Here is a 24,063-nt window from a genome sequence, read left to right on the forward strand (position 1 = left end):
CCGTCCTTCAACCGTGACCGTGACGACCGCGGTGGCCGCTCCGGTGGCTTCAACCGTGACCGTGACGACCGTGGCGGCTTCAACCGCGACCGTGGGGACCGTCCGTCCTTCAACCGTGACCGTGACGACCGCGGTGGCCGCCCCGGCGGTTTCAACCGTGACCGTGACGACCGCGGCGGCTTCAACCGCGACCGTGGGGACCGTCCGTCCTTCAACCGTGACCGTGACGACCGCGGTGGCCGCCCCGGCGGTTTCAACCGTGACCGTGACGACCGCGGCGGCTTCAACCGCGACCGTGACGACCGCGGCGCCCGCTCCTTCGGCGACCGCCCGGCCCGCTCCTTCGGTGACCGTCCGGCCTTCGGCCGTGACGAGCGCGGTGGCAGCGCCGGCGGCGGCAGCAGCCGTCCGTTCTCCCGCCGTGACGACCACCGCTCCGGTGGCCGCCCGCAGGCCGGTGGCGGTTTCAACCGTGACCGTGACGACCGCGGTGGCCGCCCCGGTGGCCCCAGCTCGGGCGGTTTCAACCGCGACGACCGCAAGCCGCGCTGGAAGAACTGACGCCGCAGGCGTCCCGGCCCTCCGGCGAGGCCGCGGGGCGCGGTGACTGAGCGTTGACGACGGGCCCGTTCCACCTCGGTGGAGCGGGCCCGTCGGCGTTCCCGCCCGCAGGAAGGGGGCGGGCGGCGTCCGGGCGGGCCGGGTGCGTTGTTCTGGTGCTGAGAATAACCAGTGGCGCCGGCCGGCCGGCGTCCCCTACCGTCGCGGACATGAGCAGCAGAATGCGCAACGTGGCGGCGGAGAACGAGGGGATCGTCGAGCGGGGGAGCTACCGGGCGCCCGGGGGCGAGCTCGTGGACCTGGCCGGGTCGTTGGCGGCGGCCCGCGCCGGGACGGTGTCGTACGCCCCGGCGGAGCTGGACGGGCTGGTGTCGGCGGGCGGCCCGGGGCCGGTGGTGCGGCCCGAGGCCGTCGAGGTCACCGCCGAGGGCAGCATCGGGGCGGCCCGGCGGCTGGTCGAGGCGGGCGCGGGCCCCGTCGGGGTGCTCAACTTCGCCTCCGCGCGGAACCCGGGTGGCGGTTACCTGCGGGGCGCCCGCGCCCAGGAGGAGGACCTCTGCCGCAGCGCCCTGCTGTACACCTGCCTGTTGGAGGCGCCGGACTACTACGAGGCGCACCGGGCCTCCCGCGACCTCAGGTACAGCCACCGGGTGATCGTCTCGCCCGAGGTGCCGGTGATCCGCGGCGGGGGCGGCGAGCTGCTGGCCCGGCCGTACCCGGTCACCTTCCTCACCTCGCCGGCACCGAACGCCGGTCAGCTGGCGCTGCGTTCGGACGCCGGGGACACCGGGACGGAGACGGCCGGCCCGGCCGTGGACGCGGGTGCGACCGTGGACGTCCGGGGCGTGCTCGCCGAGCGGGCCGAGCGGGTGCTCGCCGCGGCGGCGCGGCACGGGATACGCGGGCTGGTGCTGGGGGCGTGGGGCTGCGGGGTGTTCCGCAACGACCCGGCCCAGGTGGCGGAGGCCTTCGAGGGGGCGCTGTCCCGGTACGGGGCCGCCTTCGACCGGGTGGTGTTCGCGGTCTGGGACCGGACGCCGGTCTCGCCGAACCGGGACGCCTTCGAGGCGCGGTTCGGGGGCTGACAGCCCCCGCGCGGGCTCAGCCCCTGGGGGCCGACGGCCTGGTGACGACCGCCGACGCGACGGCCGAGGCGGCGGCGACCACGCCGGTGACGGCGAGGACGGACGGCCAGGCGCCGATCCGCTTCGCCAGCGGGTGCGAGCCGCCGAACGCGACCACGTACAGCCCGGTCAGCGCGGCAGCGGTGGCCGCACCCGAACGCCGGTGCCACTGCGCGGCCGCGCCGGCGCCCGCCACCGCCAGGACGGCCCCGCCGAGTTGGCGGTTGCCGGTCCACCGGGCGACGCCGTAGCCGCCGACCAGACCGCTCGCCGCGGTCAGCGCGGCGGGCACGGTGGCCGTGAGCGCGTTCGGGATCCTCGCCATGGTCGACTCCACTCCTCAGCAGACTCCTCGGACCTCCGACCATAGCCCGCCCGCGGCGCGCGTCCTCGTGCGGGCCGCTCCGCCGCCCGTCCGGCGAAATCCCCCGCGCGGCCCGGTCGCCGTGCCCCGTACTCACCCGGGTGACCGCGGTGCCGCTCGGTACCTCCGCCTCCGCGCCGGTGCAGGTGGGCACCGTCGTCCTCGTCCTGGCCCGCCGCGTCCACCTGGGAACACCGGGCTGTCGTAGCCCGGTGAGAGACTCCCCCCGTGACTGACCACGTGATCACCGACGGCCTCTACCGGATCCGGAACGTCGCCGCCGGCCTGCTGCTGGAGATCGCCGACGGCAGCCGCCGCAGCGGCGCCAAGGCGGTGCTCGGTGCGGAGGACGGCTCGGACGCGCAGCTCTGGCGGCTGAGCGCCGTCCACCCCGGTGGTGCGCTGTTCCACGTCGAGAACGTCGCCGGCGGCAAGCGGCTCGACGTCACCGGAGCCTCTCCGGAGAACGGCGTCCCGGTCCAGCAGTGGTCCGCCAACGCCTTCGGCGCCCAGGAATGGCTGGTCGAGCACCACCTCGACGACCCCGGCACGTACACGCTCACCAGCTTCGTCAGCGGCAAGGCCCTCACCGCCCCGGACGGTCCGGTCACCGAGCCGCCCGCCCCCGTCCACCAGTGGGAGGACACCGACTCGCCGGCCCAGTGGTGGCGGCTGGAACGGCAGTAGCGGCCCGTCGCAGGTCAGCCCAGGACGAACCCCGCGTGCTTGAACACCGACCGGTCGTGCCAGCCCAGGAAGTCGTGCGCGCGCGCCGAGAGCGGTCGGTCGGGGCGCGCCACCGGGAGGTCGCCCAGGGCCAGGACGGCCCGGCCCGCGGGTGAGTCCGTCCGGTAGTGGGGGGAGACACGGACGGTGCGGTCCTCCGTCACCCCGAGCACGCCGAAGTCGAACAGCGCGTGGTGCAGGGAGCAGAGCGCGAGCGCGTTGTCGACGACGTCGGGGCCGCCCTGGCTGTGCCACTGGACGTGCGCCGCCTCGATGCCCACGGCGGCGCGGCCGAGCCGGCCGTCGTACCCGCAGATCGCACAGGCGTGGTCGAACGCCCGCAGCACGTCGGCGGCGAAGCCGGCGGCCCGGACCCGGCGCCGGGTGATCCGGTACGCCGTCCCGCCCCCCGTCCCGCCCGCCGCGGGGAGCTCCAGGTCGGCGACGTCCAGCTCGGGCAGGGCGACGTCGGCCTGTTCGCAGATCGCCGCCTCCAGGGTGGGTGTGAAGTGCCGGTCCAGCAGCAGCCGGACGGCGACCGCGAGGGCCGACGGGTCCTCGGTGAGCAGCCGTTCGACCTCCGGCCGCAGCCGGCCCACCGCGTCGACCCGGCGCAGCGCGGCACCGCTGTCCCGGACGTCCTTGGCGTCGAGCGGCCGCCCGGCGCCGTCCCGCAGGGTCCAGAGGCTCCGCTCCAGGTGGACGAACGGCATCGCCGCCCGCTGGGCTGCCGTGTTGCGGCCCACGGCGGGCCCGTAGTCGTTGATCAGCCGGCTGACCGGCTGCTCGGCCTCCGCGTACGGCACCTCGCTGGTGCCGAGACGGGCGTGGCGGCCGAGCAGCCAGAGCAGCAGCAGCGGCTTGTGCGGCGCGCGGACGCCGTTGCTCTGCGCCTGCCGGATCCCGGCCAGCCCGGCGAGCAGTTCGCCACGCCTCATGCCCCGTTCTCCCCCCGCTCCGCCGCCTCCCGCGTTCCCGTCACTCCGACAGGTTGGCCCGGAGGGCGTCGAGGTCCTCGTCCGTCGCGCCGTGGGCGTGCAGGTAGGCGGTGACGGAGCCGTGGTGGGCACGGATCCAGTCGAAGGAGGAGGTGAGGAGTTCCTCGGAGATGGGCCGGGAGATGCGCTCGGTACCGGTCTCGTCGATGTAGGGCGTGGGCCCGTCGAGGAGGCCGAGTCCGGTGTTGGAGCGCAGGAAGTCGGCGAGGATCTCGGCCTCGGAGGCGCCCAGCAGCTCCTGGACGACGGCGATGGTGAGTCCGGTGCGGTCCTTGCCGACGGCGCAGTGGACGACGGCCGCCAGGGTGCCGGGGGTGCCGAGCCGGCGGATCGCGGCGACCAGCGAGGGACCGGCGGTCGCGGCCATGAACGGGTAGAGCTCCGCCTGGCCCTCCGGCCAGGGCCGGTCGGTGTCCTCGCGGTTGGCGGGCAGGGTGGGGAGGCTGAGCGTCTCGTGGTCGAGACCGTGCCGCAGGTCCGGCCAGACGTCCAGCTCGAACGGGCTGCGCAGGTCGATCACGGTCCGCAGCCCGAGCGCCTTGAGCCGCTGGGCTCCCTCGGGCGCGAGGGTGTGGAACGAACCGGAGCGGAAGAGCACGCCGCGCCGGAGCGAGCCGACGCCTCCGGCGTCGCGGAAGTTGCGCACCCCGGGGATGTCGATGAAGGCGGACGGCAGGTCGGGTTCACGGTCCGGCAGGTCGTCGGTCATGGCCCTTACCGTACGGGCGCGGGCGCCGCCGGGGGAAGGAATCGGGACACTGCGATCACGCTTGACTTGAAGTCGGCTTCAATTCCTAGGGTCGGTGTCGAGGAACCGGCCCGGCGCGGAGTCGTCGCAGCCGGGCGGAACAGAGGACAGGGAGCCGGCCGTGGAGTACTCGCACAGCGACGCCGAGTTGATCAAGCAGCCCATCGGGTACTGGAGCTGGGCGGCCTACAAGGCCGTCGTCACCCGCACCCGTGGCGCGCTGGAGGAGATCGGCACCACCCAGCCGCAGTGGTGGGTGCTGGCCCAGGTGGCCCGCGCCGGTGCGCCCTTGACGCGGGAGGACGTCTCCCGGGTCCTGCGCGAGTACCTGGACACCGGGCCGGAGGCCCTGGCCGCGGAGATCGACACCACCGTCACGCAGGGCTGGATCGTGGAGGAGGCGGGGGGCCGCCTCACGCTCACCTCCGACGGCCGGGCGTTCTTCGACAAGGCGGCCGGCCTCCAGGACGACCTCTGGGCGGAGCGCCACGCGGACATCACCGACGAGGAGTACCTGACCACCCTCAAGGTCCTCCAGCGCTTCATCCACAACACCGGTGGCCGGGCCTGGCACCACTGAGCCGCCGGGGCCCCGCCGGGAGGGATCCCCGCCGGGGCCCCGGCCACTGCCCTCGTCACCGCCCGCCGGACACGTCCAGGAACGCCCCCGTGGTGTACGAGGAGGCCGGCGACAGCAGGAACAGGATCGCCTCGGCGACCTCCTCCACCTCCCCGCCCCGACGCATCGGCAGGCCCGGCGCGACCCGGTCGACCCGGCCGGGCTCGCCGCCCAGCGCGTGGATCCCGGTGCGGATCAGCCCCGGGCGGACGGCGTTGACCCGGATGCCCTCGGCCGCGACCTCCAGGGACAGGCCGCGGGTCATCGTGTCGACGGCGGCCTTCGCGGCCGCGTAGTCCACGTACTCGTTGGGCGAGCCGAGCCGGGCGGCGGCGGAGGAGACGTTGACGATCGCGCCGCCCCGCCCGCCGTGCCGGGTGGACATCCGGCGGACCGCCTGCGCGGCGCAGAGGAACGGACCGGTGATGTTGGCGGCCCAGATCCGGTTGAGACGCTCCTCGTCGATGTCCTCCAGCCGGCCCTGCTTCTCCAGCGTCCCGGCGTTGTTCACCAGCGCGGTGAGCGGACCGAGTTCGGCGTCGACGGTGGCGAACAGCCGCTCCACCTCGGCGCTGCGGGTGACGTCGGCCCGGACGGCGAGCGCGGTGCCGCCCCCGGCCCGGATCTCCTCCACCACGGCGGCGGCGGAGCCCTCGTCGGTCCGGTAGTTGACGCAGACGCGGTAGCCGCGGCGGCCGGCCAGCCGAGCGGTGGCGGCTCCGATGCCGCGCCCGGCACCCGTGATCAGGACCACGTCGGGGCGGTCGGTCTGCTCGGAAGCGGCAGCGGAATCGGTGGCGGTCGACATGCTCCGCACCCTACTCTTCTCCGCTTCGCCGCCGGCGTCGCCACCGCCGCCCTCGTGGTCCTCGGCGCACCGAACTCGGCTGCGGAGCAGCGGGCTTGAGCGGCAGTCCCGGGGCCCACCCGCGACCTCGCAGGAGGTCAGGTCCGCGGCGGGTCCACCGCCCGCGGCCCGTCGCGGTGGACGCCGCCGCCCGGAAATCGCTCGCCCGGCGCGGCCCCGCCGGGTGACACTGCCAACCGAGATCCGACGAAGGGAAGCCCATGCCCGCCACCGCCCCCGGCGCCGTCCTGCTGTCCGGCATCGTCGGCTCGACCGCGTACGGGCTGGCCCACGCCGGCTCCGACATCGACCGCCTCGGCCTCTTCGCCGCCCCGACCGAGGGCTTCCACGGCCTGCACCACCCCGCCGAGTCACAGGTCACCACCGCGCCCGACCGCACCCTGCACGAGGCCGCCAAGTGGTGCCGCCTCGCGCTGAGCTGCAACCCCACCGCCACCGAACTCGTCTGGCTGCCCGAGGACCTGTACGAGGTCCGCACCCCGCTCGGCGACGAGCTGATGGCGATACGCCGGTCGTTCCTGAGCGCCCGCGCCGTCCGCAACGCCTACCTCGGCTACGCCACCCAGCAGTTCAGGAAGCTCCTGACCCGTGACACCACCGAGGCGACGACCAGGGCCCGGGCCGCCAAGCACGCCCGCCACCTGGTCCGCCTGCTGGAACAGGCCGTCCACCTCCACGAGACCGGCCACAACCTGGTCCGCCTCCCCGACCCGGGCCGCGTCCGTGAGCTCGGCGAACGCATCGCCGACGAGCCCGCCGTCGCCGAACGCCTCCTCGCCGCCGCCAACGAGCGCCTCGACCGGCCCGGCGCCCTCCCCGACCGCCCCGACGAGCGCCCCGCCGAGGCCTGGCTCCACCGCGTCCGCGCCGCCCACTACACCCCGGCGGCCACCCCCGCCCCCTGAACCCGGCGCGCCCGCGCAATCCACTGGCGAAGCCCCTCCCCGTACCGGGTAGGATCGCCGTGGTTCGCTCCACCCGGCGCGGACCACGGGGCGCTAGCTCAATTGGCAGAGCTGCGGACTTTTAATCCGTAGGTTCAGGGTTCGAGCCCCTGGCGCCCCACCGCAGGAGGCCCGGGCCGGACGATGTCCGGCCCGGGCCTCCTCACGTCCGCCGCCCGTGCGCCACGGCTCCGGCCGCGCCGTCCGCGCGGGGGAGGTGGCGCCGGATCACGTGGGGAACTCGCCGTACCAGAAGCGTTCGAGGATGTACTTGGGGAGGTACCCGGACTCGACGCCGACGGGGAACTTGCCGTCGTAGGCGAGGCAGGCCATGGCGAACGGGCCGAGGGGGAGGGCGCCGTCGACGTCGGTGGCACGGTCCTCGTCCAGGGTCCAGTAGGCCTTGTGGAGGTTGAGGGCCTCGGCGAGGGCGGGGCCGAACTCCTCCTTGCGCCCGCGCACGAAGTGGTAGAAGAGGTTGAGCGGGGGATACATGATCCCCTGCAGCGCGTCGACCGGGGTGTTCGGCGAGGCCTCGGGGGTCGCGGTCGCGAACGCCGCCGTGAGCTTCTCGACCAGTTCGGGCCGGCGGAGCCAGTAGGTCTGCTGGACGTCGACCCAGTGGAAGACGAACTCGTCGTAGGCGCCCTCGGCCGCGCGCAGCCGCTCCAGCGGGATCTCGGCGAGCCGGGTCATCCGCTGCCGGTCACGGCAGATGACGGCCAGCCAGAACGCGCTGAACCAGTTCCCGGCGTTGGCGAACTTCCGCAGGCCGATCGCCTGGACGGTCCGCTGCTTGTCCTCGATGAAGCACTCGACCGTCCCCTCGTCCGTCCCGGTCACGGCGAACAGGGCGTCGCCCAGCTGCATCGCGACGACCGCGGCCTGCCAGGTCTCCAGCCGGCTGCCTTCCGGGTCGGCCGCGATGTGGGACTGGAACGCGAGGACGGCGGTGCTGAAGGCGAAGTCGATCGATTCGGCGGACCGTTCGAGCCGGTCGACCCGACCGGAGACCGCCTGGCTCTGCCGGTCGGCGAACGCCTCCGCATCGGGGCGGGGCACCAGATGGCGTTCGACGGTCACGGTCACGGAAGAGTCCCCTTGCTGATGTCGAACCTCTGGTACAGAAGGCCATTGTAGCTACCGGTGTTGTAGTCGCCCTTGACGACGACATAGTCGAGCTTGCCGGGGGTGTCGAGCGCCTTTTCGATTTTCTCGACGAGGTCCGTTTCACCGCGCTTGGTCATTTCCCGCAGGATGTCGAGGAAGTATTCCCGGCTTCCCTGGGAAACGGCCTGGCCCTTGACGCCGGGCATGCCGGAGGGCGAGGGGAGGTCGCGCTTGCCGAGCTCCGTCTTGGGGCCGCTCTTGGCCTCGATGACCAGGACGCGGCCGTCCTCGTGCACCCACACCTGGTCGAACTGGTCGCTGCCGCTCTTCGGACCGAGGAGGGTCTCGCTCTCGAACCCCTTGTAGTGCTCGGCGACGAAGTGGTACTTGGCGGCGCCTTCGCCGAAGGCCTCGGCGGCGGTCCCCATCTCGGTGTGGGACGCCCGGTAGACGCCCTGGGCGTCCGGATGACCGGTGCGGTTCATCCAGTCCGTGACGAGGTTGTCCCACTTGATGGCGTTCTGCTGCTTCAGCGCGAGGTCGTCGAGGATCTTGAGGCGGACGGGATCCGTGACCTTGTCCGCGCCCAGCGGGACCTCGTCGATGTCGAGGTAGTGCGGGTCCGGCGCCTCGGGGGAGTCCTTGGCGCGGATCCACGGACCGTCCTCCGACAGCTTGGTGAGCTGCGGCGGGGGGAATCCGCTCTCGTCGATCGGCTTCCCGCTCAGGCGGCGGCCGAGGATGTTGTAGTGGTCCTCGAAGTAGCCGGGCTCCTCGTTGGCCCGGTAGACCTGGATCTCCTCGATCTGGCCCTTGTCGAGCCGGCCGCGCTCCCCGTACGGGTTCGGGCCGTCGAGCATGGTCGCGGGACGGGGCACGGGCTGGCGCGGGGTCGCGGCGTTGTCGCCGGCGCCGGCCGCGTTGTCGGCCGTGCCGGCCGGGCCGGTGCCCGGGGTGTTGTTGCCGTGGGTGCCGCCGCCGCCCGGGGTGTCGTTGCCGTGGGTGCCGCCGCCGCCCGGACCGTCGTTGCCGTGGGAGCCGCCCGTGGTCGGGCCGTCCCCGCCGTGGGTGCCGTGGGTGCCGGGGGTGACCGGGCCGTCGCCGCTTCCGCCGCGCGGGGCGTTGAGGTCGTTGCTGGGGCCGTGGCCCGCGTGGCCGCCGGGGAGGTTGTCGCCCGCGTTGACGCGTCCCGTGGGGAAGTTGTCCGCCGGGTTGACCCGCCCCGTGGGGAAGTTGTCGGGGTTGACGCGTCCGGTGGGGACGTGGTCGGCGACGTTGACGGGGCCGGACACGTCGGAGGTGAGGCGGATGCCGTCGTTCCCGCCGCGGGCGCCGGCGCCGACCAGTTCGCGGGTGTCGACCTTGACGGGGGTCTCCGTCTTGAGGGGCGCGTGGTCCTTGGCGGGCCTGTCGACGATGTCGGGCTTGGCCTCGTCGACGTGTTGGGTGATGTTGCCGCCGGCGTCGTAGATGTTGCCCTTGGGGTCCATGAACCGCGGTGGGCCGTCGACGGGGAGTTTGACGGTGCCGGTGGGCAGGGTGGTGGTGTTCTTGGGGAATTTGACGGTGTCGTCGCCGACCTTGAACGCACCGTCGGGGACGGCGACGTTCTTGGGGATGCGGATGGTGCCGTCGGGGAGTTTGAGGGCGCCTTCGGGGAGGGCGACGGCCTTGTCGATGTTGATGGTGGGGACTTCGAATTTCCCGAGGCCCTTGAGGCTGGTCATCACGTCGCCGATTTTGGTGAAACCGGCGCCGGCGCCCTTGAAGAGGTAGGTCATCGGGTCGATGACCCTGCCGGCCTTGCCCGCGAGGGAGATGGCCTTGGCGGCGGCGCCTGCCTTGCCTGCGCCGGCGGCGGCGCCGCCCGCGCCGCCGGTGAAGACGGTGGTGAGGACGTTGAAGGTGACGGCTCCGGCGGCACGGGAGGGGTTGGAGCCCCATTGGTCCCAGGCGAGGAGGGCCTTGCCGGTCTCCTTCATGGCGGTGCGGGAGTCGCGGAGCCAGGAGGGGAGCTTGTCGTCGGGGACGGCGAGGAAGAGCGGTCCGACGCCGGGGATCGCGGTGATGGCGAGGCCGGTGGCGAGTTTGGCGAGGCCGGTCCAGGCCTGGCCGGCGGCGTCCCAGCCCTGGAATCCGACGAGGGTGCCGAGGCCGACGAGGGTGCCCCAGACGCCGTCGACGATGACGCCCTTGCCGAACTCCCAGGCGTGTTCCCAGACCTGCCACCAGGGGATGGACTCCTCGACGGCCTCGCCCCAGGGGAGGGTCTTGGACTGCTTCAACGCCTCGGCGTCGTAGCCGTACATGTCCTTGCCGTTGGAGCCGTCGTTGACCTTGAGCGGGGAGCCGCCGACGAGCGCGACGATCTTGGCGTGGGCGGCGCGTTCGACGGCCTGGAACTGGGTCCAGACCTCGGCGATCTCGTTGCGGCGGTCGTTGTTCTCGTCGACGAGGTCGCCGTCCTCGCGCCACTTGTCGTCGCTGTTGGCCTTGTTGCGGAAGGTCTCGGCCTCGTGCTTGAGGTCCTGCAGCTTCTTGACGATGGGGGCGGCGTCGCGGCTGTAGGTGCCGAGTGCGCCGGCGATGGTGCACAGGTCGGTGCTGAGTTTGAGGCCGAGGTCCTGGACGGGTTTGGTGGTCGCGAAGAGTTGCTCGGCCTCGGGCGCCTGGTAGAAGGCGCGCAGGCCGCCGAAGCTGGTGTGGACGTTGCCGGTGGCGGTGGAGATGGCGGGGCCACTGGTGGAGATGGCCTTGACGTTGGCGTCGAGGAGCGCGAGGTTCCCGGTGAACACCGGGACCTCGGACGGGTTGACCGGCTTGTTGTCGGTCACTTCTTGCCCCCCGGCTGGTCGCGCAGGGCTTCCAGGTTGATGGCCCGCGCCGCGTCCTGGGCCTGCTTCGCCGCCGTCAGGTCACCTTCGAGGTACTCGTTGGTGGCCTTCACCGCGCCGCGCAGGCACGCCTCGATCCGCTCCGACATCGACTTCAGCTCGGCCTTCCGGCCCTCCAGGTACTGGCTCAGCGCGGCCGCGACCGGGCCCATCGCCTTCTGCGACAACGGGGGCGCGCCGACCGGCACCGGCCCCTGCAGGCGGGTCTCCGACTGCGAACCGGGCACGGCGGTGCCCGCGTTCTGGGCCGCCTGGGACAGGTTCGTCATCAGGGTGTTCAGAGCTGTCTCCAGATCACCCGCATGCCCGCCGACAGTCTTCAACTGCCCCTGTACGCCCTGTGGCTTGATGTCCCAAGCAACCATCAACAACCCCCGTTGTCAGACCGTCCGGCAAAACCCGTTCGGCCGTGTTCAGCCGATGTTGGCGACGGCGGCCTTCGCCCGTGCCAGCGTCTGCTGGGCCGTGCCGTCGTTCTGCTCCAGCGTCGTCTTCAGCAGCTGGACGATGTTCCGCACCTCCTGCGAGGCGTTCTTCCAGCGCAGTTCCTTGGCGTGGTAGTCGTCCGCCACACCGTCGGCGGTGAAGTCCGCGATGGCGGCCTTCACCTGCGCGTCACGCGCCGCGATCACCTGCTCCAGCTGGCCGATGACCAGCTGGAGGTTGCGCTGCGCCTCGGTCGAGGCGCCCGAGTCGTACGAACGGCGGTCCGTTCCACCGGCCATCACACATCACTCCCCGTTGTGGTTCCAAGGTTCTGACGAAGGCTCCGGGGCCGTTCGTCAGCGGCTGCCCGAGAACCGGGCCGCGTCGAAGTTCGCCGACGCCATCTGCTGCTTCGCGTTCTGGCCCTGCTCCTGGTCGCCGGAGCCGAAGGCCTGCTCCATGCCCGACTGGCCGCCCAGGATGGCCGACAGCGAGGAGTTCAGCGCCTGGGTGATCTCGTCCGACCGCGACTTGAACGAGTCGAAGGCGACCTTGCCCTGGCCGTTGAACTTGCCCTCCAGCGGCTGGGCGGCCTGCACCAGCTGCTTGATCAGCGTGCCCAGGTCCGCACTCGACGTCCGGGACCCGGACATCAGCTTGGTCAGCGCCTGCGTCCCCATGTCGAACTTCATACCGCTCCCCCGTCCGCTCGACCGAATGAATGTCTATCCAACTTGCTACCAACGTTCTATCAACTCACCCCGACAACGCAAGCTGTCGGGGGGGACCGTGACGAACATATGACAAGGTGAAGGTGACTTCACGCGCCCTTCAAATGCCGCACCAGCCGCTCGAAGTCGGCCCACCCGGAGAGGTCGGACGGGTCCCCGGGCAGCGGGTAGTAGTAGGCGGGCCGGGTCTTCGGACCGAGCGCCACCGGCTGCTGCGACAGCGGCGTGCGCCGGGCGCGGTCGTCCGGCAGCGCCCGGACCTCCTCCGCGCCGAGGACGAAGGCCAGCGGCACGCCCGGGCCCTCGAAGTGGGGCGGCACCGCCAGGTCGCGGCGGGCCCTGCGCAGCTGGAGGAGCATCGACTGGAGCCGGTGCCGGGTGACCAGCGTCTCCGCGACCCCCGGCAGCGCGTCCAACGGCGGCTCCTCGTCGGCCCCGTAGCCGAACGCCAGGGTCACGTCCTCCTCGACCCCCGCCTTGGTCCGGGTGACCTTCAGCGTGGCCAGACCCGGCCGCTCCGGGCTGCCGACCACCACGAACCAGGTCGGCTCGGGCGCCCGCGAGTGCGCGAGGTCGGTCAGCCGCCCGAGGGACCAGGGCAGGTTGGCGGGTTCGGCGGTGCCCCAGCCGGCCGGGGGCTCCCCGGTGAGCTCGCGCCAGACCGTCTCCAGGGCGCCGCCGAGGACCAGCCGGTCGTCCGCCGGGTGGACCGTCCGGAACGTGATCGCCAACTGCCGTTCGGCGCAGGCCCGGACCTCCTGGTACGCGGCCGCCACCGGGGTGCGCGGATCGTCGGCGGTGGCGTCCGCCGGTACCACGGTGGCGAACATGCCCTCCTGCCAGCGCAGCACCGCGCCCGTGTGCCCGTCGTAGTAGCCGTCGCGATCGTCCTGGACGACCCAGCGCGACGGCCAGCCCGGCAGGTTCGCGAGGACGGCGGGGGAGAGCGTCGTCCCGGCGGGGGTGACGATCTGCAGGCCCCGGCTGCTGGCGGCGGCGGCCCGGAAGGCGTCGGAGAGCCAGGCGGTCATGGCGACCACCGGGCGGTCCATGATGACCACGGCGACCTTGTCGGTCAGTACGTCGACGGCGGGCTGGGCGGCGGCGGGCGCCGGCGCCGCGGTCAGGCCCGCCGTCTCCACCACGGCCGTCGACCGCGCGGCCTGCGGCGGCCACGCGCTGCCCCCGGACAGGGAGGCCAGCCGGGCCGCGAAGGCGCCCGCGAGCCGCTCCGCGTCCGGGACGCCGGTGGTGGCCCGGGCCTCCGTCCACCAGAACGGGACCCGCGGCGGGTTCGCGCCGAGCAGTCGCTCGGCCTCGCCCCGGACCTGCACCAGCAGCGGCGCCTCGACGGAGAGCAGCGGCCGGCCCTGCTCGTCGCAGAGCTGGATGACCGCGTCCTCGCCCGCCGTGTTCACCAGCTTGTCGGGCCCGCCGGCGAGCAGGCCGGCGAGCACGCTCCAGGGGTCGGGCATCCGCGGGGTGAGGGTGATGACGTCCTTGGTCATGGGGTCGTGAGGTCCTTCGGGGTGGCGGGGGTGGCGGTCGTACGGGTGGCGGGCGCGCGAGCGGTCGGGCGGGCACGCGTTCGGCTGTGCGGGGCGTCCGGGGTGTCCGGGACGCGGGGGAACGCGCGGGAGGGACGGGCGGTGCGGTCAGTCGGCCGTGTAGACGGTCTGGATCAGGCGGTTCTCCTGCCCCCGGCGGACCAGGACCCCCCGCCCCGCGGGCTGCTGGGAGGCGTAGACCCCGGGGAACAGCTGGCCCTCGCCGCGGTCGCCCGCCATCACCACCGCGGTCGCCCCCGACTCGCGCAGGGCCTGCACCAGCGGCTCGTACATGCCGCGCGAGGCGCCCGCCACCCGGCGGGTCAGCACGAAGTGCAGACCGATGTCCGCGGCCGAGGGGAGGTAGGGCAGGAACGGTTCGAGCGGGCTCTGGCCGGCGGTGGTGAGCACGTCGTAGTCGTCGACGAGCACCACGATCCGCGGGCCGCCGCCCCAGCTGCCGGCTTCCAGCGCGTCCAGCGGCGCGTTCTCGTCGGGCAGCCGGCGTTCCAGCTCGGTGGAGACGCCGGCCGCCAGGCCCGCGCACATCCGGGCGTTGTACGCGTAGCCGCCGCTGTACTCCTCCGGGATCACGCCGCGCAGGCTGCGCCGCGGGTCCATCACGGCGAAGACCAGTTCGTCCGCACCGTGCCGCTCGATCAGGCCGGCGGCGAGGGTCTTCAGCAGGTTGGTCTTGCCGCACTCGCTGTCGCCCATCACCAACAGGTGCTGGTCGTGCCGGAAGAGGTCCAGCAGGACGGGTTCCAGCGCCGCCTGGTCCAGGCCGAGCGGGACCCGCTTCGGCTCGGCGACCGGCCCCGGGAGCAGGTGCGGCTCCAGGACGTGCGGCAGGACCCGGACGGGTTGGGCGACCTCGCCGCTCCAGGTGGCGCGCACGGTGCGGGCCGTCTGCTCCAGGACGGTGCCCAGCTCCGCGGTGTCGGCGAGCCCGTCGGTCCGGGGCAGGGCGACCTGGGCGAAGAGCCGGCCGTCGGTCAGGACGCGGCCGGGCTCGTCGGCGGCGAGGGTCGCGGCGAGCTTGCGCTCGATGCTGGTCTCGGTGGGGTCGTTGAGCCGCAGCTCCACGCGGGTGCCGAAGTTCGACTGGGTGGCGATGCGGACGTCGTTCCAGCGGAGCATGCCGGCCACCACGTGGATGCCGTAGCCGCCACCGCGCTTGAGGATGTCGACGACGGCGTCGTCGAGGTCCTCGAAGTCGTCGCGCAGCGCGCCGAAGCCGTCGATGACGAGGACGATCTCGGCGGACGCCAGCCGGGGCAGCCGGCCCGCCGCGTGCAGGGTGCGCAGCTGCTCGACGGAGTCGATGTTGTGGTCGCGGAAGACGTTCTCGCGGGTGGTGAGCATGGTCCGCACCTCCTCGACCGTGCGGGCCGCCCGTTCGCGGTCGGCGCGCCCGGCGATGCCGCCGACGTGCGGCAGCCCCGACAGGGCCTGGAGGCCGCCGCCGACCAGGTCGAGGCCGTAGACGCCGACCTCCTGCGGGGTGTGGGTCAGCGCGAGCGAGAGGACGAGGGTGCGCAGCAGCGTGGTCTTGCCGGACTGCGGGCCGCCGATGACGGCGGCGTGGCCGCCCGCGACCGTGAGGTCCAGGAACCACTCGCCCTGCCACTGCTTCGCCGGGTCGTCGAGGAGACCGAGCGGCACCTGGAGCCGTCCGCGCCGCCGGGCGAGCTGCAGCCCGCGCGGACCGACGTCCAGCGGGCCCGCGATCGCGTCGAGCGGGACGGCGCCGGGCAGCGGCGGCAGCCAGATCTGGCGGGCGGGGTCGGCGGCGTGCTCCAGCTGTCCGACGATGACACCGAGTTCGGTCGGGCCGGTCTCGCGGCGCCGGGTGGCCGGCTCCCGCTGCTCCCGGCCCTCGGGCCGGGACATGCTGTTGAACGCCGGGTACTCCAGGGCGAGCGGTCCGCTCTGTTCCTGTTCGCTGCGCTGGACGGGGCCCCGGTAGCCGCCGGAGACGTAGCTGGCCTTGAAGCGCTCGTAGTGGCTGGTGTCGACCTTGAGGTAGCCGAAGCCGGGCAGCGGCGGGAGGTGGAAGGCGTCGGTGGTGTCCAGGACGGTGCGGGACTCGTCGGCGGAGAAGGTCCGCAGGCCCAGCCGGTAGGACAGGTAGGTGTCCAGGCCCTTCAGGTTGCCGCCCTCGATGCGCTGGCTGGACAGCAGCAGGTGCACGCCGATGGAGCGGCCGATCCGGCCGATCGACAGGAAGAGGTCGATGAAGTCGGGCTTGGCGGTGAGGAGTTCGCCGAACTCGTCGATGACGACGAACAGGTGCGGCAGTGGGTCCAGGTCGGGCCGTCGTTCGGCGCGCAGGGCGGCGTAGGCGCCGATGTCGGCGACGTTGCCCGCGTCCTTGAGGACCTGCTGGCGGCGCTTGACCTCGCCCGCGAGCGAGGCGTGCACGCGCTCGACCAGGCCCGCCTGGTTCTCCAGGTTGGTGATGACGCCGGCGACGTGCGGCAGTTCCGCGAAGGGGGCGAAGGTCGCCCCGCCCTTGTAGTCGACCAGGACCAGCGCGAGGTCCTCCGGCGGGTGCGTGGCGACGAGGGCGAGCACCAGGGTGCGCAGCAGTTCGGACTTGCCGGAGCCGGTGGCGCCGACGCAGAGGCCGTGCGGCCCCATGCCCAGTTCGGAGGACTCCTTCAGGTCGAGCAGCACAGGCTCGCGGGAGTCGCTGATGCCGATGGGGACGCGGAGGAAGGCGCGTTCGCCGCGGGGCGCCCAGAGCCGGCCGAGGTCGAGGCGGGCGACGTCGTCGATGCCGAGCAGGTCGGCGAAGTCGACCGGGCCGGACAGCGGGGCGTCGACGAGCGACTCGGCGGACAGCCGCAGCGGGGCGAGCATCCGGGCCAGGCCCTCGGCGAAGGGGACGCCGACCTCGTCCACGGTGCCGTGGGCGCTGATCGGCTGCTCCTCGCGCAGGTCCTCGATGACCACCCGGTCGCCGTCGACGGTGATCCGCAGACCGATCTGTCCGGGTTCCTGGATCCGCTGTTCGAGCAGGTGCAGCACGGTGACGCCCATCTCCCGCAGCCCGACGGCCTCGTCGGGGAGCGGCAGGTCGACGGCGTCGTCGCCGTGCCCGTCGGCGATCACCAGCAGTCGGGAGGTCATGGAGAGGGCGTCCTGGCCGGACAGGCCCCGGCGCACCTCGGCCGCGTAGGAGGCGCGGCGGCGCAGTTCGGGGCCGAGCTGCTGGGCGAGCTGGGCCACGGAGGGGGCGATGCGGCGGGCGGCGACGGGACCGTCGAGCTGCTCGGTGTCGAGCAGGTGCGGCATCCACTTGGCCCACTCCCAGTCGGCGAGCCGGTCGCCGGGCACGGCGAGCGCGACGGTCACGTCGTCGGGTGCGTGCAGGGCGGCGGTCTGGACGAGCAGGGCGCGGGCGACGCGCAGGCAGTCCTCGCGGGGGCCGACGACGCTGATGTCGCCGACGCGGTCGAGCGGGACGGTGAGCGGGAGTTCGGTGCCGGTGCGGAAGCGGGTGGTGAGCGCCGAGGCCTCGTTGAGCATGAAGCGGTCCGGCGGGGTGAGGACGGACGAGCTCTGCTGACCGATCCGCAGGTCCCGGACGGGCATCTCGCCGGTGCCGACGCGGACCCGCAGGAAGTCGCCGTCGACGCGGCGGCGCTCCCACAGCCGGGCCGGGTCGCGGACGATGTCGTACAGGGCGGGCGGCGGCGGGTTGAGGACGCCGGCGTGCTCGCCCCGTTCGCGCTCCTCGCCGGCGAGTTCCTCGCGGAGGTCCTCCAGGTAGGAGAGGTAGGCCTCGCGCTGGGTGCGGCGGGTGCGCTGGGCCTTGCCGCGCTGGGAGAAGACCAGGCCGAGGGAGCCGATGACGGTGACGACCAGGACCAGCGCGCCGAGGGCGGCGAACTGGCTGTTGCGGACGACCGTCATCATCACGACCGAGGACATCACGCCGGCCACCGGCAGCAGCGACATCGCGATGTTGCCGGCCTTCCCCTCGGGGAGGTTGGGCGGTGCCTCGATGGTGCGGGCCTCGGGGGCGGCCGGGGGCCTGACGGTCCTGGCCGGGCGGTGGATCAGTCGGGTGCTCATCGTCAGTGGCGCTTCTGGGAGAGCTCGAAGACGTCCGCGGCGAGCCGGGTGGCGGTCGTCCGGGTGGCCCGGGTGAGCAGGTCGGTGCGGATGGTGCCGCCGGCCGCGAGGTGGCGGTCGTACCGCAGGAGGTGGACGCTCGTGCCGGTGGAGCGGAGGGTGCGCACCGCGGCGTCGAGGTCGACGCCGGAGTGCGGGGTCTGCTCGGTGACGACGACGACCGTGCCGGCGATCACGTGCGGCGGCAGGCCGCGCATCCACTGGAGGACCTCGTGGGTGCTGGCGACGCCGTCGAGGGTCGCGGGGGTGGTCAGCACGCGGGCCTGGGAGGCGGAGAGCGCGACGCGGGCGACCTCGGCGGGCAGGGTCTGGCAGTCGACGACGGTGATGCCGAAGTAGCGGCGCAGGGCGACCATGACGCGCTGGTAGCCGCGGGCGTCCAGCATCGTGCCGATCTGGCCCTGGCTTCCCGGCAGCAGCCAGGAGTTGTTGCGGAGCTGGACGAGGTAGCCGGTGACGTCGAGCAGCGACATCTGCGGCTTGACGATGTCGGCGACGTCGCTGGTGGTCCACCGCACGGTCTCGGCGCCGAGCTTGACGGGCAGCGAGCCGAGTGCCGGATCGGCCTCGACGAAGAGGACCGGGTCCTTGCGGTAGTGCGCGTAGGTGGTGCCGAGCAGCGCCGCGACGGTGGACTTGCCGGCGCCGCCGCGGATGGAGGTGACGGCGATCTGGCGGCCGGTCGTGACCGGCTGCTGGAGGATCTCGGCGGTGCGGGTGGCCTCGGCGACCTCGCGGGCGGCGGACTTGGAGACGTTCTTCCAGACGGCGCGGGCGACGCGGGTCGCGAGGGCCTCGCCGCTGCGGGGCTTGCGGGCGACGGCGGCGAGGTTCCGGTCGACGGTGGGCCGGGAGTCGGGGGACCGGGGCGCGACGGCCTGCCGGCCGGGGGCGGCGCCCTGCGGCTGTCCGGCGGGGGCCTGCTCGTACCCCTGCCCGTACGCCTGTCCGTATCCCTGCTCGTATCCCGGTGCCGACCCCTGGTCGGGAGCGGTGAGGGCCTGGGCGAAGGTCTGCGCGGCGGTGGCCTGGGCCTGGTCCAGGGCCTGCAGCTGGGTCTGCAGCTGGGTCTGCGCCTGGGCCTGGGCCTGCGCCTGGTCCGGCGTCGGGCCGGGCGCCGGGGCCCTCAGATCGCGCAGGACGTCGCCCTGCCAGTTCTCTCCGTTCGGCATGCCTGCAACCGCCCCTTCCACTCCACGTACCGCCCCGCCCGGAGCTCCTGTGCGTTGACTCGGAAACCGACTTCGACGTCGGTTCAGAACTTGTCGAGCAGTTGCCCGTACACCCCGAACACCCCGACGGCCAGCGGGAACAGCCCCACCATCCCGACGGACTCGACGAGGTCGGCCAGCCGCCGCAGCCGGACCTGGGTGTGCTCGGGCGGCTGGACCGCCAGGACGAGCAGCGGCAGCAGCGCGGCGGCGCACAGGACGGCCAGCGCCCCGGCACCCCCGCCGTGCCGCATCCACAGCAGCGCCAGGCGCACCACGAGGACCCCCGAGGCGGTGAACAGCGCCACGACCTCGGCGACCAGGGGGAAGGCCCGGGCCCGGGAGAGCAGCACCACGGCGACCAGTGACGGCAGCGCCACGGTCCAGACGTCCGGCTCGGCGGTCAGGGTGAGCAGCCAGCCCGCGCCGGCGGCCGAGACCGCGGTCGCGATGGTCGCGAGCGCCAGCCCGCGGTGGGTGGCGGCCAGGGCGGTGCCCACCTCGTGGCGGCTGACGGACGCTCCGCCGGAGCGGCGGTCGTCGAGCGCGGTGAGCCCCGATCCCATCAGCGCGAGGCGTGGCAGCAGTCCGAGCAGCACCACGGAGAACACCGCCATCACGGCGCCGATCCGGGCCGGGTCGGCCCCGGTGGCGGCGACGGCCTCCCACACGGCGGTGATCGCGGCGACGGAGACGGCGCCGATCAGACCGCCGCGGCCGAGCGGGGAGAGGACGCCGAGGAGTGCGACCGTCACGGTCAGCGCGCCCGCGACGGCGGCCAGCCGTACGCTCGCGGACCAGTCGAAGGCGTCGGCGGCGCTCCACGCGCCGAGGACGCCGAGTCCGCCCGAGGCGAGCAGGAGCGCGGTGGCCAGGCCCCGGTTGCCCTTCCCGATCCGGGCGACGAGTGCCCCGACGACCGCCAGCGCGGCGGCGAGGCCGAGCAGGACGCCGGCCAGCGCGTCGAGCGCGAACTCGCGCCGGGCGAGGAGGGCGGCGGTCACCGCGAAGGCGACGGTCGCCACGCCGGCGCTGCCCCGTCGGGCGGCCGGGCGCCAGCGCCAGGCCTGGAGGTTGAGGTCGTCGGCCACCAGGTCGATGACGTCGTGCACGACCGGGGCGGGCGGCGCGGAGTGGGTCCGCACGAGGCGCAGGACGGCGCCGTCGGCCACCCCCGCCGATTCCAGGGTGCTGTCGTGCGGCAGCGCGGAGCCGTCCGGCGTCATCAGCTGACGCGCCATGGGCCGGGAGGCGGTCCGGTCGTCGAGCAGCTGCAGGATGTCCGGGAGCAGCACCCCGATCGGGGTGTCGGCGGGCAGGACCACGTCGGCCTGGCGTCGCTCCCCGATCAGGGTCACCCTGCTCTGCCGTGCCGGGGAAGTCGTTGCTGTGCTCACCACTTGTGGGAACCTATCATCGCGCCCTTTTCGACCTCTCGGACCAGTGCTTCCACGTCGCTGCCACGTCCGGGGTGCTACGGCCCGGTCGGGCCGGACGACGGCGAGGGGCTCGCCGTCGGCGCCGGACCCGGCGATCCGGTCGGCCCGCCGTACGGCTGCACCTGGCGTTGCTGCTGCTTCTGCTGCTCCGCCTTCTGCTTCGCGAGCGTGGCCTGGAGGAACGACCAGCCGACGCAGCCCGCGCAGAGGACGGCCGCGATGGCGATCCCCGCGAACACCTTCCCGAGCCGTTCGTCCGCCGCCCGGCGCACCCGCTCCGCGCCGAAGAGCAGCGAGTCCCGCATCCTGCGGCGGCGTACCGCCACCGACTCCAGGAGCTGACTGTCGTAGTCCCGTGCCATTCGCCGCCTGCCGTCTCCCCCGTGTGCTGCCTGTGCAACATAAAGCATGCACCCGTCACTGGACACCCCCGGCGGCGTGCGGGGCGGGGCCTGTGACGAGGCCAGGTTGTTCGTATGGGCGATTTGTACGCTCCGGGTGAATCTCCCGGGGAGCCGGCGGACCGGTGGGGCGGAACGGGCGCCCGGGGGTGGTGCCGGGGAGCCCGTCCGTTATTGCGACCGTCGTATGTGCAACCCGGAGGCGGTCTCGACCGTCTTCTCTGTGTGCAGTGCGTCCGGTCGCAGGGGGGCGCGGCGTCCGGCAGTGAAAGGTGCACGCATGTCAGGTCAGTGGGGCGAGAGCCCGGCTCGTGGCGACGACGCGCCCGGTGCGCTGACGGACGGCGGCGCGGCCGGCGGTGCGGTGCCGCCGCCGCGGACCGGTGGACGGGCCGAGGCCCGGCGGGCCGCGCAGGGCAGGGGCGGGCCGGGCAACGGCGGGCCCGCCAAGGCCGGGCCGCACAGGGGTGGCACCGCGGCACCGGCCACGTCTCCGGCGGGTGCGTCCCCGGCGGGCGGACGCGCGGCGGCCCGGGCGAGCCGGAAGCCGAAGCGGAACGTCAAGAAGATCGCGGCCTGGTCGGCCGCCGGCGCGCTGGTGCTGATCGCCGGGACCGGTGGCGCGATCTACTGGAAGCTCAACGGCAACATCAAGTCCTTCGGCAAGGACGGCGTCGCCGCCGAGCGCCCGCCGGAGGCGGCGGCGGACGCCAACGGCAACAAGCCGGTCAACATCCTGCTGATCGGCTCGGACAGCCGCGGCAAGGGCAACGCGGACCTCGGCGGCGGCGAGGACGGCGGCGCCCGCTCGGACACCACGATCCTGCTGCACGTCTACGCCGACCACAAACACGCGGTCGGGATCTCGTTCCCGCGCGACACCCTGGTCACCCTGCCCAAGTGCAAGCAGGCGAACGGGCAGTGGACGAAGGAGCACGTCGGGAAGTTCAACGAGGCCTTCTCGACCGGAGGGTCGGAGACGGGGAACCCGGCCTGCACCCAGAACGCGGTGGAGAAGATCACCGGCATCTTCGTCAACCACACCATCGTGGTGGACTTCCAGGGCTTCGCCGCGATGACCAAGGCGGTGGACGGCGTCGACATATGCCTGCCGGAGGACATCTACGAGAAGGACCTCAACCAGAAGCTGCCCAAGAAGGGCGACGTGGTCCTGAAGAGGGGTCCGCAGAAGGTGCAGGGCCAGCAGGCGCTCGACTACGTGCGACTGCGTCACGGCATCGGCGACGGCTCCGACATCGGCCGGATGAAACGCCAGCAGGCCTTCCTCAGCTCGCTCGCCTCGAAGATCAAGAAACAGGGACTCACCCCCACCAACCTGTTGCCGCTCGCCGACGCGGCCACCAAGTCGCTGACGGTCGACGAGGGCCTCGGCTCGGTCGACAAACTGATGTCCTTCGGTCTCTCGCTGAAGGACATCGACATGCACGACCTCAAGTTCGTCACCGCACCGTGGCGCATCCGCACCGACGAGGCCCTCGAACTCGTGAAGGCCGACGCGGACAAGCTCTGGGCGACCATCAAGGCCGACCGCACCATCGACGGCCAGAACGCCACCGGCGAGCAGCCCGCGGAGGCCACGACCCCGGCGGTGGCGCCCGCCGCGCCGACCACCCCCGCCGCCGCCACCACGGCCGCGGACACCGCCAACCAGAGCATCAAGGTGGGCGTCTACAACGGCACCGTCTCCCGCGGGATGGACGGCAAGGCGGCCGAGCTGCTGAAGACGGCCAAGTTCGCCGCCACCAGGATGGGCGCGGCGATGAACACCAAGTACGCGACCACGATGATCGAGTACGGCACGGGGCAGCGGGCGAACGCGGAGAAGGTCGCCGAGCTGTTCCCGGGGGCCTCCGTCGCGGCCGGGAAGACGGCCGGGATCACGGTGATCGTCGGCAAGGACTTCGCGGCGGCCAACGGCGGGACGGCTGACGCCACCGCCACCGTCCCCGGTGCCTCGGCCGCGCCGGCCACCCCGGCCGAGCCGGCCCCGCTGCCCACCAGCGTCATCAACGACACCCGCTCGGCGGACGACAACCTCTGCGAGGGCACGACCTACGGTTCCGGCGGCTGACCGGCCGACCGGCGTGCGTTGCCCCGGACCGGCGCGCGTTGCCCCGTGCCGGCGTGCGTTGGCCCGAGTCGGTGCGCGTTGCCCGCGGCCGGCGCGCGGCCGACCCGCCCGCGCCGCCGCGGCCCGAAGGGCCCGCCACGAGGAGTGACCGCCCCGGCCGCCCCGGCGAGCGGTCGCCCGCCGGGGCGCCGTCCGGTGGCGGGATCGCGGGCGCGAGGCGATCGTGGGCGGTGTACGGCCGTTCGGTCGCGCGGCCGGTCGGCCGCGGCGTCCCGGACCGGCCGCGGCGGAGGACCATCGCTTGGGAGGCCCAGGAATGCCCGTAGTCACCGCACCGTACAAGCCCGGCACCCCGTGTTGGGTGGACCTGATGGCGAGCGACCAGCAGGCCGCACTCGACTTCTACCGTGACCTGTTCGGCTGGCAGGGCGAGGTCGGGCCGCCCGAGTTCGGCGGCTACTCCGTGTGCTCGCTGAACGGCAGGCCGGTCGCCGGGATCATGGGCCGGTCGGCCCCCGAGGGCCAGCCGCTGCCGCCGGTCGGCTGGACCACCTACCTGGCCTCGGACGACGTGGAGGCGACCGGCCGGGCGATCACCGAGGCGGGCGGCACCATCGTGTACCCGACGATGGAGGTCGGCGACACCGGCCGGATGCTGGTCGCCGGCGACCCGACCGGCGCGGTCTTCGGGGTCTGGCAGAAGCTGGAGTTCATCGGCGCGGGCGTCGTCAACGAGCCCGGCGCACTGGTCTGGAACGAGCTCAACACCACCGACACCGAGGCGTCCGGCCGGTTCTACCAGCAGGCGCTCGGCCTGCGCCCGGGCACCATCCAGGGCATGGAGGGGTTCTACTCCCTCAACGTCGGCGACCACACCGTGGGCGGGATGCAGCCGGTCGCCGGGTACCTGCCGCCGGGCACGCCCCCGCACTGGATGACGTACTTCTCCGTCGACGACACCGACTCCACGGTGGACGCCCTGGTCAAGGCGGGCGGCGCGGTGATCCAGCCGCCGTTCGACATGCAGGCCGGGCGGATGGCGGTGGTCCAAGACCCGCAGGGCGCCGTCTTCGCCGTGACCGCCACCCCCGACTCGCCCTGACCGACCCCGGCGCGG

General features: G+C 73.4%; 20 protein-coding genes, 1 tRNA gene and 1 pseudogene. 8 read left to right on the top strand and 14 right to left on the bottom strand.

Translation table 11 applies throughout. The features are described from left to right. Both PUR56_RS43270 and PUR56_RS03970 read left to right on the top strand, forming a co-directional pair. A pseudogene (locus tag PUR56_RS43270) lies at nt 1-561 on the top strand (DEAD/DEAH box helicase); the annotation flags it as partial. Between the two features lie 209 nt (nt 562-770). Beyond that, nucleotides 771-1,646 (top strand): TIGR02452 family protein, encoded by an 876-nt coding sequence (locus tag PUR56_RS03970; protein ID WP_329947859.1) that lies wholly within the window; start codon nt 771-773, stop codon nt 1,644-1,646. A 16-nt stretch (nt 1,647-1,662) separates the two neighbouring features. Here PUR56_RS03970 and PUR56_RS03975 read toward each other — a convergent pair whose 3' ends face one another. Then, entirely contained in the window at nt 1,663-2,010 is a 348-nt protein-coding gene (locus PUR56_RS03975; RefSeq protein WP_329878637.1) for a hypothetical protein, read from the bottom strand. A 267-nt stretch (nt 2,011-2,277) separates the two neighbouring features. Here PUR56_RS03975 and PUR56_RS03980 point away from each other — a divergent pair, with 267 nt between their 5' ends. Beyond that, nucleotides 2,278-2,736, top strand: coding sequence for an RICIN domain-containing protein (locus PUR56_RS03980; protein WP_329947860.1), 459 nt, complete (start codon nt 2,278-2,280; stop codon nt 2,734-2,736). 14 nt (nt 2,737-2,750) lie between these two features. Here PUR56_RS03980 and PUR56_RS03985 read toward each other — a convergent pair whose 3' ends face one another. Then, nucleotides 2,751-3,713, bottom strand: a complete 963-nt coding sequence (locus PUR56_RS03985; RefSeq protein ID WP_329947861.1) for a phosphorothioated DNA-binding restriction endonuclease — start codon at nt 3,711-3,713, stop codon at nt 2,751-2,753. A 40-nt stretch (nt 3,714-3,753) separates the two neighbouring features. Beyond that, nucleotides 3,754-4,482, bottom strand: coding sequence for a tyrosine-protein phosphatase (locus tag PUR56_RS03990; protein ID WP_329947862.1), 729 nt, complete (start codon nt 4,480-4,482; stop codon nt 3,754-3,756). 160 nt (nt 4,483-4,642) lie between these two features. On the opposite strand from PUR56_RS03990, the gene PUR56_RS03995 reads away from it, so the two are divergent. Beyond that, on the top strand, nt 4,643-5,101 hold the full coding sequence (locus PUR56_RS03995) for a MarR family winged helix-turn-helix transcriptional regulator (protein WP_329878629.1): 459 nt from the start codon (nt 4,643-4,645) through the stop codon (nt 5,099-5,101). Between the two features lie 55 nt (nt 5,102-5,156). Here the strand turns inward: PUR56_RS03995 and PUR56_RS04000 are convergent, their stop codons facing one another. Continuing rightward, nucleotides 5,157-5,948: an SDR family oxidoreductase gene (locus PUR56_RS04000; protein WP_329947863.1), complete on the bottom strand. Its 792-nt coding sequence runs from the start codon at nt 5,946-5,948 to the stop codon at nt 5,157-5,159. Nucleotides 5,949-6,208: 260 nt separating this feature from the next. Here PUR56_RS04000 and PUR56_RS04005 point away from each other — a divergent pair, with 260 nt between their 5' ends. Together PUR56_RS04005 and PUR56_RS04010 are read left to right on the top strand one after the other, a co-directional pair. Continuing rightward, on the top strand, nt 6,209-6,913 hold the full coding sequence (locus PUR56_RS04005) for a nucleotidyltransferase domain-containing protein (RefSeq protein WP_329947864.1): 705 nt from the start codon (nt 6,209-6,211) through the stop codon (nt 6,911-6,913). 87 nt (nt 6,914-7,000) lie between these two features. After that, nucleotides 7,001-7,073: transfer RNA gene (locus PUR56_RS04010), tRNA-Lys, on the top strand. A gap of 107 nt (nt 7,074-7,180) precedes the next feature. Here the strand turns inward: PUR56_RS04010 and PUR56_RS04015 are convergent. The 10 genes from PUR56_RS04015 to PUR56_RS04060 all read right to left on the bottom strand — a co-directional run bounded on the left by PUR56_RS04015 (nt 7,181) and on the right by PUR56_RS04060 (nt 20,815). Next, nucleotides 7,181-8,041 carry an immunity 49 family protein gene (locus PUR56_RS04015; RefSeq protein ID WP_329878623.1) on the bottom strand — a complete coding sequence of 287 codons (861 nt, stop codon included), beginning with the start codon at nt 8,039-8,041 and terminating at the stop codon, nt 7,181-7,183. Beyond that, nucleotides 8,038-10,896, bottom strand: coding sequence for a hypothetical protein (locus tag PUR56_RS04020; RefSeq protein ID WP_329947865.1), 2,859 nt, complete (start codon nt 10,894-10,896; stop codon nt 8,038-8,040). The genes PUR56_RS04015 and PUR56_RS04020 overlap by 4 nt, the downstream gene beginning before the upstream one ends. After that, entirely contained in the window at nt 10,893-11,321 is a 429-nt protein-coding gene (locus tag PUR56_RS04025) for a DUF6507 family protein (protein WP_329878619.1), read from the bottom strand. The genes PUR56_RS04020 and PUR56_RS04025 overlap by 4 nt, the downstream gene beginning before the upstream one ends. Nucleotides 11,322-11,369: 48 nt before the next feature. Next, nucleotides 11,370-11,681, bottom strand: a complete 312-nt coding sequence (locus PUR56_RS04030; RefSeq protein WP_329878617.1) for a pore-forming ESAT-6 family protein — start codon at nt 11,679-11,681, stop codon at nt 11,370-11,372. 57 nt (nt 11,682-11,738) lie between these two features. Continuing rightward, complete coding sequence (locus PUR56_RS04035; RefSeq protein WP_329878615.1) at nt 11,739-12,074, bottom strand: hypothetical protein; 336 nt, start codon at nt 12,072-12,074, stop codon at nt 11,739-11,741. A 128-nt stretch (nt 12,075-12,202) separates the two neighbouring features. Then, complete coding sequence (locus tag PUR56_RS04040; RefSeq protein WP_329947866.1) at nt 12,203-13,621, bottom strand: DUF6177 family protein; 1,419 nt, start codon at nt 13,619-13,621, stop codon at nt 12,203-12,205. A gap of 147 nt (nt 13,622-13,768) precedes the next feature. Next, nucleotides 13,769-17,743, bottom strand: a complete 3,975-nt coding sequence (gene eccCa, locus PUR56_RS04045) for a type VII secretion protein EccCa (protein WP_329947867.1) — start codon at nt 17,741-17,743, stop codon at nt 13,769-13,771. Between the two features lie 2 nt (nt 17,744-17,745). Beyond that, nucleotides 17,746-18,975: a MinD/ParA family protein gene (locus PUR56_RS04050; protein WP_329947868.1), complete on the bottom strand. Its 1,230-nt coding sequence runs from the start codon at nt 18,973-18,975 to the stop codon at nt 17,746-17,748. Nucleotides 18,976-19,058: 83 nt separating this feature from the next. Next, nucleotides 19,059-20,414: a type VII secretion integral membrane protein EccD gene (eccD, locus tag PUR56_RS04055; RefSeq protein ID WP_329878610.1), complete on the bottom strand. Its 1,356-nt coding sequence runs from the start codon at nt 20,412-20,414 to the stop codon at nt 19,059-19,061. A 74-nt stretch (nt 20,415-20,488) separates the two neighbouring features. Next, on the bottom strand, nt 20,489-20,815 hold the full coding sequence (locus PUR56_RS04060) for a hypothetical protein (protein WP_329878608.1): 327 nt from the start codon (nt 20,813-20,815) through the stop codon (nt 20,489-20,491). 319 nt (nt 20,816-21,134) lie between these two features. On the opposite strand from PUR56_RS04060, the gene PUR56_RS04065 reads away from it, so the two are divergent. After that, on the top strand, nt 21,135-22,946 hold the full coding sequence (locus tag PUR56_RS04065) for an LCP family protein (RefSeq protein ID WP_329947869.1): 1,812 nt from the start codon (nt 21,135-21,137) through the stop codon (nt 22,944-22,946). 316 nt (nt 22,947-23,262) lie between these two features. Then, on the top strand, nt 23,263-24,048 hold the full coding sequence (locus PUR56_RS04070) for a VOC family protein (RefSeq protein WP_329878604.1): 786 nt from the start codon (nt 23,263-23,265) through the stop codon (nt 24,046-24,048). Nucleotides 24,049-24,063: the final 15 nt, after the last annotated feature.

It is taken from the genome of Streptomyces sp. BE303, assembly GCF_036290945.1.
In the GTDB taxonomy this organism is placed as follows: domain Bacteria; phylum Actinomycetota; class Actinomycetes; order Streptomycetales; family Streptomycetaceae; genus Kitasatospora.

Excerpts from the sequence above, each read along its gene's own strand:
- PUR56_RS04005 (WP_329947864.1), top strand. The coding sequence starts at position 6,209 with ATGCCCGCCACCGCCCCCGGCGCCGTCCTGCTGTCCGGCATCGTCGGC.
- PUR56_RS03970 (WP_329947859.1), top strand. The coding sequence starts at position 771 with ATGAGCAGCAGAATGCGCAACGTGGCGGCGGAGAACGAGGGGATCGTC.
- PUR56_RS03990 (WP_329947862.1), bottom strand. The coding sequence starts at position 4,482 with ATGACCGACGACCTGCCGGACCGTGAACCCGACCTGCCGTCCGCCTTC.
- PUR56_RS03975 (WP_329878637.1), bottom strand. The coding sequence starts at position 2,010 with ATGGCGAGGATCCCGAACGCGCTCACGGCCACCGTGCCCGCCGCGCTG.
- PUR56_RS04035 (WP_329878615.1), bottom strand. The coding sequence starts at position 12,074 with ATGAAGTTCGACATGGGGACGCAGGCGCTGACCAAGCTGATGTCCGGG.
- PUR56_RS04030 (WP_329878617.1), bottom strand. The coding sequence starts at position 11,681 with ATGGCCGGTGGAACGGACCGCCGTTCGTACGACTCGGGCGCCTCGACC.
- PUR56_RS03985 (WP_329947861.1), bottom strand. The coding sequence starts at position 3,713 with ATGAGGCGTGGCGAACTGCTCGCCGGGCTGGCCGGGATCCGGCAGGCG.
- PUR56_RS04060 (WP_329878608.1), bottom strand. The coding sequence starts at position 20,815 with ATGGCACGGGACTACGACAGTCAGCTCCTGGAGTCGGTGGCGGTACGC.
- PUR56_RS04065 (WP_329947869.1), top strand. The coding sequence starts at position 21,135 with ATGTCAGGTCAGTGGGGCGAGAGCCCGGCTCGTGGCGACGACGCGCCC.
- PUR56_RS04000 (WP_329947863.1), bottom strand. The coding sequence starts at position 5,948 with ATGTCGACCGCCACCGATTCCGCTGCCGCTTCCGAGCAGACCGACCGC.
- eccCa (WP_329947867.1), bottom strand. The coding sequence starts at position 17,743 with ATGAGCACCCGACTGATCCACCGCCCGGCCAGGACCGTCAGGCCCCCG.
- PUR56_RS04040 (WP_329947866.1), bottom strand. The coding sequence starts at position 13,621 with ATGACCAAGGACGTCATCACCCTCACCCCGCGGATGCCCGACCCCTGG.
- PUR56_RS04070 (WP_329878604.1), top strand. The coding sequence starts at position 23,263 with ATGCCCGTAGTCACCGCACCGTACAAGCCCGGCACCCCGTGTTGGGTG.
- PUR56_RS04050 (WP_329947868.1), bottom strand. The coding sequence starts at position 18,975 with ATGCCGAACGGAGAGAACTGGCAGGGCGACGTCCTGCGCGATCTGAGG.
- PUR56_RS04025 (WP_329878619.1), bottom strand. The coding sequence starts at position 11,321 with ATGGTTGCTTGGGACATCAAGCCACAGGGCGTACAGGGGCAGTTGAAG.